This window comes from Bradyrhizobium sp. (genome assembly GCF_016462955.1).
GTDB lineage: Bacteria > Pseudomonadota > Alphaproteobacteria > Rhizobiales > Xanthobacteraceae > Bradyrhizobium.
Genome location: NZ_JAEMSD010000293.1, coordinates 1 through 8,687 on the forward strand (window position 1 = coordinate 1; position 8,687 = coordinate 8,687).

At 65.5% G+C, this 8,687-nt stretch carries 6 protein-coding genes; 1 reads left to right on the forward strand and 5 read right to left on the reverse strand.

The genetic code is table 11. From position 1 onward, the window contains the following. The 3 genes from JHD07_RS25230 to JHD07_RS25240 form a co-directional block, all read right to left on the reverse strand. A partial coding sequence (locus tag JHD07_RS25230) for an ABC transporter ATP-binding protein/permease (RefSeq protein WP_291626969.1) occupies window positions 1-1,440 on the reverse strand: 1,440 nt, incomplete at its 3' end. 51 nt (window positions 1,441-1,491) lie between these two features. After that, window positions 1,492-3,642, reverse strand: a complete 2,151-nt coding sequence (locus tag JHD07_RS25235; RefSeq protein ID WP_291626971.1) for a hybrid sensor histidine kinase/response regulator — start codon at window positions 3,640-3,642, stop codon at window positions 1,492-1,494. A gap of 203 nt (window positions 3,643-3,845) precedes the next feature. Then, on the reverse strand, window positions 3,846-5,459 hold the full coding sequence (locus tag JHD07_RS25240) for a GMC family oxidoreductase N-terminal domain-containing protein (RefSeq protein ID WP_291626972.1): 1,614 nt from the start codon (window positions 5,457-5,459) through the stop codon (window positions 3,846-3,848). Between the two features lie 255 nt (window positions 5,460-5,714). On the opposite strand from JHD07_RS25240, the gene JHD07_RS25245 reads away from it, so the two are divergent. Further along, a complete protein-coding gene (locus JHD07_RS25245; RefSeq protein ID WP_291626974.1) occupies window positions 5,715-7,028 on the forward strand; it encodes a GAF domain-containing protein in 1,314 nt (437 codons plus the stop codon). A gap of 30 nt (window positions 7,029-7,058) precedes the next feature. Here the strand turns inward: JHD07_RS25245 and JHD07_RS25250 are convergent, their stop codons facing one another. Continuing rightward, window positions 7,059-7,841 carry a succinate dehydrogenase iron-sulfur subunit gene (locus tag JHD07_RS25250; protein ID WP_291626976.1) on the reverse strand — a complete coding sequence of 261 codons (783 nt, stop codon included), beginning with the start codon at window positions 7,839-7,841 and terminating at the stop codon, window positions 7,059-7,061. A 101-nt stretch (window positions 7,842-7,942) separates the two neighbouring features. Further along, the coding region (locus tag JHD07_RS25255; protein WP_291626978.1) for an FAD-binding protein at window positions 7,943-8,687 on the reverse strand (745 nt) is incomplete at its 5' end.

An 8,687-nucleotide genomic window follows, 5' to 3' on the forward strand; every position in this document is an offset into this window, starting at 1 on the left:
GGCATGGAAGTTGACGCTGCCGCCGCCCCAGGGCCAGAGCCCGGCGATGGCGCGCACCAGCGTGCTCTTGCCGGTACCGGATTCGCCGGCGACCAGCAGACGCTCGCCGGGCTCGATCACCACCTCGGTTTCGCCGACCACGGCGGTGCCGTCGTCGAGCGTCACCGAGAGATCCTTCATCTCCAGCATGGCGTCGTTGCCGGTCTCGCCGCGCTTGATACGGCCGAGACCATCGCCCTGCTCGGCGCGTTCGAGGCCGTCGAGCGACATCATCAGCGAGGCGATGCGGCGGGCACAGGCATTCCAGTCCGCGAGCCGCGGGTAATTGTCGACCAGCCAGCCGAACGCGCTCTGCACGATGGTGAAGGCGGAGGCCGCCTGCATCACCTGCCCGAGCGTCATGGAGCCGTCGAGAAATTTGGGCGCGCAGAGCAGAAGCGGCACCACGGGTGCGACGAGGCTCGATCCCTGCGACACCAGCGTGGTACGCATGTGCTGGCCGGCGAGCCGCGCCCATTGCCGCAGCACGTTCGTGAAGTTGCGGTCGATACCGTCGCGCTCCTCCTCTTCGCCGCCGAGCAGGGCGATGCTCTCGCCGTTCTCGCGCACGCGCGTCAGCGTGTAGCGGAAATCCGCCTCGGCCTGGTTCTTGTCCTCGGAAACCTGCACGAAGCGCCGGCCGATCACCAGGATCGAGCCGGAGGCGATCGCGGCGTACAGGATCGCGGCGATCACCAGGAAGCCGGGGATGGTAATGGAGGAACCGCCGAGCGTAACGGTGAGCGCACCGCCGATGGTCCAGAGCACGACGATGAAGGTTATGGCCGACAGCATCGCGGACGTGACGCCGGCGATGAAATCGACCGGGGAGTCTGTCGCGATCCGCAGATCCTCGGCGATCCGGTACTCCGGATTCTTGTGGTCGCCGCCGACGAGATTGAGCTGGTAATAACGTCCGTTCTTGAGCCAACGCGTCAGCACGCTCGCAGTGAGCGAGGCGCGCCAACGCCGCTGGATACCCATCCGCGCGAACACCTGCGCTACTGCGAGCACGATGCTGCCGATCGCGAGCGGGAAGAACACGCCCGTAAGATGGAAGACGCTCGCCGCGTCGCGCTTCTCGATGGCGTCGAAGATCGCCCGGTTCCAGACGTTGATGCCGTATTGGAAGCCGACGGTCAGCACGATCAGCACGCCGAGACCGATCGAGAACGGCCAGGCGAGCCGATCGCCATTACGGCCCCAGCAACCGCGCGCGCTGATCCAGAAACGGGTCAGCAGATAGTCCTTGCGGACCTGCTCGGCCTCCTCGGGCGAGAGCTCGGGGCCCGGCTCGACCAGCTCGGGCGGCGGCGGTGCCACTTCGTCGCCGTTCTCACCTTTGATTTTGACTATGGGCGGCTTGTTGCCCGGTTCGTTCGTTGCGGCCGGCTTGTGCATGGGCTCACAACGCCAATGGAACTCAGCCGGTTCCCGTGGGTTCCGCGAAGCTTACTCGGCGGCACCATCGCGCACACGGCGCAGCCGGGCGGCCCGGTGCAGGATACGTGATAGCTCCTCGATCGAGTAGGGCTTTTGCACGAGATCGAAGCCGGCCGCACCCTCCTGTGACAGGGCATGGCTGTAGCCGGTGGTCAGCACGACGGGCACGTCGATGCCGCGATCATGGACCTCCCGGGCCAGATCGAGCCCGGTCATTCCGGGCATCACCACGTCCGAGAACACGACGTCGAAGCGGTCTGCGTCCACGACGAGTTCGGCGAGCGCATCAGTGGCATTGTCGACCAGCGTGATGCTGTAGCCGAGTTCGGTGAGACCGTCGGCGGCGAAATTGGCCAGCTCGATATTGTCCTCGACCACCAGCACGGACATGCCGCTGCCGGTCACCGCTGGCGCCGTGTTCGGCGCCTGGCGCTGCGGCAGCTGGTCCGGCGGCACGCGCGGCAGATAGAGCGAGAAGGTGCTGCCGTGCCCCACCTCGCTCGTCACGGTCACTTCTCCTCCTGACTGCCGGGCGAAGCCGAACACCTGGGACAGGCCGAGACCGGTGCCCTGACCGACCTGCTTGGTGGTAAAGAATGGCTCGAAGATGCGCCCGAGTCGCGCGGCGGGAATGCCGATGCCGGTGTCGCTGACGGTCACGCGGACGAAGCCGTAGCTTGCTCCGCTCGCGCCGGCCGGAGGTGCCGGCGCGTCCGAGACGGTCGCGGTCGCCTCGACCCTGAAGACGATGCTGCCCTTGCCCTGCATGGCATCGCGCGCATTGGTCGCCATGTTGATCAGCGCCGTCTCGAACTGGCTGGCATCGGCATTGACGAGGCACGGCTCGGACGGCAGCTGCATGACGATCTCGATCGCGGGGCCCAGCAGCGTGGCGAGCATGTCGTGCAGCGACTGCATCCGCGCCCCGACATCGAACACCTCAGGCTTCAGCGTCTGTCGCCGCGCGAAGGCCAGCAGCTGCGAGGTCAGCCTGGCCGCGCGTGCCACCGAATCCGCGATGGCGGTGATGTAGCGCTGCCGCCGTTCCTCCGTCAGCTGCGGACGGTTCAAGAGGTCGACTGAAGCGCGGATCACCGTCAGGAGGTTGTTGAAGTCGTGCGCGACGCCGCCGGTGAGTTGCCCGAGCGCTTCCAGGCGCTGGCTGTGCTTGAGCGCCTCCTCGGCCTCGCGTCGCTTTGCAGCTTCCGCCTGAAGGTGCCGGGTGCGCCGCAAGGCCAACGCCAGCAACAAGAACAGCAGCGCGGTCGCGGGAACACCGAACACCAGATGCTGGCCAATGGTGACGAGCCATCGCGACCGGATCGCCGAGGTCTCGAGCCCGGCGCTGACATAGATTGGATATTCGGCGACGCGCCGGTAGCCGATGCGGCGCTCTATGCCATCGGAGGGCCAGACGATGGTGATGAGGCCGTGCTGGGGTTGAGCCGCGATTTTCTGGCCAACAGGTCCGGCCGGATCGAGCCGAAGATCGCGGTCGAGCCGGGGAAAATGCGTGAGCATCGCGCCGTCGGTGCGTCCCATCGCGAAGAAGCTGCCGGGCTCGGACCCGATCCTGGCGTAGAAACTCTCGAAATATTCCGGGAGCACCGAGGCCTGGATCACGCCGATGAAGCGGCCGTCGTCGGACTCGCGGCGGCGGCTGACGCCGAAGAAGCGGGCCCCCTGATAGGGGGGACGCGGCGACAGGGCTGTGCCGATGAAACTGCCGATGCTCTGGTCGACGTGGGCATAGAAGTAATCGCGGTCGCCGAAGCCCACCGCAGGTGGCGGCGAAACGATGCTGTTGACGAGGGCCTGTCCGTCGGCGTCGAAGATCCAGGCCGATTTGAGCTGCGGCAGCGAGTCGGTCAGACGCTTCAGGCGGCGATGCAGCTCTGGCTCCCGAGCCCGGATGTCGTCGTCGGATAGACCGCGCACGACCTCATTGAGCTCGGCAAGGCTGCGGTCGATGGTCTCGAACACTTTGAGCGCGTGCTCATGCGCGACGGCGACCGTGCGCTCGATCTCGCGGTTGGCAGTGTCGTTGGTCGATGTGTAGGAGATCGCGGCGGCAACGGCGAACAGCGCAATCGGCAGCGCCAGGGATGCCGCCATCATCCACTGCAACAGCCTCAGCGAGTTGCGTTGCGCCCTCTGCACAGTCGCTCCTGACCCAGACGGCCAGCTTAGCCGAGTTTCGCGCAAGGAAGGAAGCCGATTATCACTATAATCTATGGTTGTAGATCAATGATTCACGCGCGGAACGTCCAGCCGGCCCGGAGCGTGGCCAACCCTCGCAGAGTTGTGCGAGGGGGGCACGTGAGGTGAGGCGGCTACAAGCCGCCGTTCGTGGAGACTGGCGGTCAGATATCGTGCTCGTCGCGCAGCGCGCGTGCCGCCTTCTCTCCGATGATGACGCAGGGAGCCATCGTGTTCCCCGTGGTGATCCGCGGCATCACCGATCCGTCGGCGATGCGGAGCCGGTCGATGCCGTAGACCCTGAGCTTGCTATCGACCACGGACATCGCGTCGCGTCCCATCTTCGCCGAGCATGTCTGGTGCCAATAGGTGACCGCGGACTCGCGCACGAAGCGTTCCATCTCGGCGCCACCGAGAGGTCCAGGCATCGACTCGCACGCCACCAGCGGCTCGAAGGCGCGGGTATTGCCGAGCGCTCGGCAAACATCGACGCAGGCGATCGCCGTCTTCACATCATCAGGATGGGACAGCATGTTGGCTTCGATTCGCGGCGTCGCGAGCGGCTCGGCGCTTCGGAGCCTCACCCTGCCCCGGCTCTTCGGCAAGGCGAGGCCGGCGAACATCGTCCAGCCATGGGCGGGCGCGCGGCCTGCCGTCTCGGGGCTCGGCACGGGAAACTCGACCTGGCAGAACAGCAGGTCGGGAGTCGTGAGTGCAGCATCAGATTTCCAATAGAGCGTCGCCCCGTTGCCGGTGTTGCGCGGCGCGATCGGCTCGCGGTACTCCCAAATGCATCCGAACGAGACGTGATCCTGCAGATTCTGCCCGACACCGGGCAGGTGCTGGACCACGGGTATATCAAGCGGTCGGAGTTCGTTCTCGTCGCCGATGCCGGAGCGCATCAGCACGGACGGTGTCTGGATCGCCCCGAGCGCAAGCACGACCTCTCGGGATGCGTCGATCCGCAATGTCCTGCCGTCACGGACCGCCTCGACGCCGACGGCCTTCCCGCGCTCGAGCAGGACGCGGGAGACCTGCGTGCCGGTCAGTAGGGTGAGATTAGGCCGATCGAGGAAAGGATGGGTATAGGCGCGGAAGATGGAGTTGCGCCTGCCATTACGGACGATGATGTCCGTGATGGCGCAGCCTCCTTCGCCCTCCATCATCTCGCCGTTGGGGCTGTCAAAGGTTGGAATCCCCATCTCCTTCGCCGCAGCCAGCATCGCCAATGCGGCCGGCCCGGGATCCGGTGACGGCTGCACGAAGACGGGGCCCCCGGTACCGCGATGGCGTGGATCGGGCCTGCCCTGCCAGTTCTCGATCTCCCTGAAGATTTTCGAGACCGCATCGTAGCCCCAGGATTGATCCCCTGCTTCCTCTGCGAAGAAGTCCCAGTCGCTGCGGTGACCGCGCGCCCACAGCATCACGTTGATGCTCGAGCCGCCGCCGACGACCTTGCCCATCGACATCGGAAGCGCGCGACCGTTCAGATGCGGATTGGGTTCGGCGACAAAGCCCCAATCGGTCGCACTGCCGAGGTTGCCGGGCCACGCCGCCGGATCCATGACGGTCGGCACCTCGTCGCTCCCTCCCGCTTCGATCAAGAGGACTGTGACGGAGGGGTTTTCGGCGAGGCGGCGGGCAACGACGGAACCCGAGCTGCCGGCACCGCAGACGATGAAGTCGTAGGTGCCGCGCAGGGTCTCGTTGAGCTGGCGCTGATTGGCAGTAGCGCGATCGGCAAACTCCGGAAGATCGGAAGGCAGAACGTTGTTCATGAGATTGCTCCAGGCAATTGGGCGCTGCCGGAATGAGCTCCGGGCGAACGCCGGGGAGAGAGGAGAGAGGGTCGACGGGCCGTCACGCTGGCCGGAACGGGCGAGTCACGGATCGCGCCGTTGGCGCAGCTGACGTGTCGGGGGCTGCTTGACCGAGGCACGGTGCCGCGTTGGCGTGGGCGGCTGCCTGGTTTCACGGTGAGGATTGGGGTCTGGGCGGTTAGCCAGTGGCTTGCTCCTTCCGAAGGGATAGGGATGGGCGCTGCGCATCTGCCAAACAGCGCGCAGCCACCCTATCAGATTTATCAAATCTATCATTATCATCAAATCTATCAAAATAGACTGCCACGCCCCTTGTCAACGGGGGCGGGAGCACGACATTGTGAGGCGGGGATAGGCCCGGCCAGCGAGCCGGGGGCAAAGATGGGCTCGATGGACAAGGACATCCTGACGACGGCGGAGGCTGCCAAGATCTTGGGGGTCTCGATCCGCACCGCGCAGCTGCTGATCGAAGGCGGGACGATCCCCTCCTGGAAAACTCCGGGGGGGCATCGACGCGTCTACCGCCGCGACGTGCTCGCGCAGATCACCGGCCCGGCGCAGCCGATGACTGCTTCTGCGCGGGTGATCGTGCTTGCGCGTCCCGAACGCGTCGACGACTACGCAGCGGCGCTCGCCAGGATCGAATATTGCGTCGTCGAGCGGTACACCGACGTCTATGCGGCGCTGCTTGCGATCGGCTCCCGGCTTCCGGCGGCAATTGTCGTCGAAGCCGGACCACCAGACGCCGGCACTTCAGCGCTGCTGGACAGCTTGCGCTCTGATCCGGCGCTTGGAAGCACGCAGATTCTGGTTGTCGGCCGCTCTTCGGCAGACATCGGCACGACGCGGTTCATCGATGGATTGGCCGCGCTGCCCGAGGCGGTCGAGGACGCGATTCGGGGCGCCGTCGAGCTCCCCCTTCCGTTCGAGACACCGCCATCTTTTCCGTTTCCGGCCAATGAGGGCCAGCGCCTCGTGGCGCTCGAACGCTCAGGCCTCGTCGACACGCCGCCGGAGGATGCCTTCGATCGTCTGACCTGGCTGGCGGCGCGCAGCCTCGACGCTCCCGTCGCACTGCTGACGCTGCTCACCCCGACCCGCCAATGGTTCAAGTCGCGCTACGGGCTCGACATGGCCGATACGCCGCGCGGCTGGGCGTTCTGCAACTATACCATTCTGCAGCAGGACATCATGGTGGCCGAGAACCTCGCCACCGACCCGCGCTTCGCCGAGAATCCGGCCGTATTGGGCGAACTCGGATTTCGGTTCTACGCTGGGTGCCCGGTGGTGGATCCCGACGGCTTCACGCTTGGGTCGCTCTGCGTGATCGACACAAGGCCCCGCACGCTCGACGACACCCAGAAGCAAATCCTTGCCAATCTCGCCGCGCTTGCTTCGGACGAGATCAAGTTGCGCGTGACCGACCGCCAATTGCGCCGGGCGGTCGAGCACGGGGCTTCTAAGCCAAGCGCGCCCGCCCGGTCCGCCAACAAGCTCGCCGCCGGGCATAAGCAGGGCACGGCGTGACACGTTGCTCGTGTCACGCAACACCGCGCGTCAGATCTGGCGCTCGACCATCTTGAGCTTGAGCTCGGCGATGGCTTCGGCAGGATTGAGGCCCTTGGGGCACGCCTTGGCGCAGTTCATGATGGTGTGGCAGCGATAGAGCCGGAACGGATCCTCGAGATCGTCGAGGCGTTCGCCGGTGGCCTCGTCGCGCGAGTCCGACACCCAGCGGTTGGCCTGGAGCAGCGCGGCGGGGCCGAGGTAGCGCTCGCTGTTCCACCAATAGCTCGGGCAGGACGTCGAGCAGCAGGCGCAGAGGATGCACTCGTAGAGGCCGTCGAGCTTCTCGCGGTCCTCGTGGCTCTGGCGCCATTCCTTCTGCGGCGTCGGTGAGGTCGTCTTCAGCCAGGGCTCGACGGAAGCGTATTGCGCGTAGAAATTGGTGAGGTCGGGGACGAGGTCCTTCACCACCGGCTGGTGTGGCAGCGGGTTGACCTTGACCGCGCCGTCCTTCACCTCGTGCATCGACTTGGTGCAGGCCAGCGTGTTCTGGCCGTCGATGTTCATGGCGCAGGAGCCGCAGACGCCTTCGCGGCAGGAGCGGCGGAAGGTCAGCGACGGGTCGATGTGGTTCTTGATCCAGATCAGGCCGTCCAGCACCATCGGGCCGCAATCATTGGTGTCGACGTAATAGGTGTCGACGCTCGGATTCTTGCCGTCGTCCGGATTCCAGCGATAGACCTTGAACTCGCGAACCTCTGTCGCGCCCGCGGGCTTCGGCCAGGTCTTGCCGCCGGTGATCTTGGAGTTCTTCGGAAGTGCGAATTCAACCATAAGTCCTGCCTCTGGTTTCTCCCGTCATGCGCGGGCTTAACCCGCGCATCCATCTCTAAAGGGATGGATCGCCGGGTCGAGCCCGGCAATGACAGCAATGATCAATACACGCGCGCCTTCGGCGGGATGTACTGCACGTCGTTGGTCATGGTGTAGTTGTGAACCGGGCGGTACTCGATCTTGACCTTGCCGGCATCGTCCAGCCAGGCCAGCGTGTGTTTCATCCAGTTCTTGTCGTCGCGCTCGGAAAAGTCCTCGCGGGCATGGGCGCCGCGGCTCTCGGTGCGGTTGGCAGCCGAGTTCATCGTCACCACCGCCTGCGAGATCAGGTTGTCGAATTCCAGCGTCTCGACCAGATCGGAATTCCAGACCAGCGAGCGGTCGGACACGCCGATATCGGTGATGCCGCTATGGACCTTCGCGATCAGGTTCTGGCCTTCGCTGAGCACTTCGCCGGTGCGGAACACCGCGCAATTGGTCTGCATCACATTCTGCATGCCTTCCCGCAGCTTTGCGGTCGGCGTGCCGCCGGACGCGTAGCGGTAATGGTCGAGGCGGCCGAGCGCCATCTCGGCCGAGTTCGCCGGCAGTTCCGGCTGCTTGCCGTTCGGCGTCAGCTTCTCGGCGAGGCGGAGCGCGGCGGCGCGGCCGAACACGACGAGGTCGATCAGCGAGTTGGAGCCGAGGCGATTGGCGCCGTGCACGGAGACGCAGGCGGCTTCGCCGATCGCCATCAGGCCGGGGATCACCGCGTTGTCGTCGCCGTCCTTCTTGGTCAGCACCTCGCCGTGATAGTTCGTGGGGATGCCGCCCATGTTGTAGTGCACCGTCGGCACGATCGGGATC

Coding starts and splice junctions, on each gene's coding strand:
- JHD07_RS25240 (WP_291626972.1), bottom strand. CDS start 5,459: ATGAACAACGTTCTGCCTTCCGATCTTCCGGAGTTTGCCGATCGCGCT.
- JHD07_RS25245 (WP_291626974.1), top strand. CDS start 5,715: ATGGGCGCTGCGCATCTGCCAAACAGCGCGCAGCCACCCTATCAGATT.
- JHD07_RS25250 (WP_291626976.1), bottom strand. CDS start 7,841: ATGGTTGAATTCGCACTTCCGAAGAACTCCAAGATCACCGGCGGCAAG.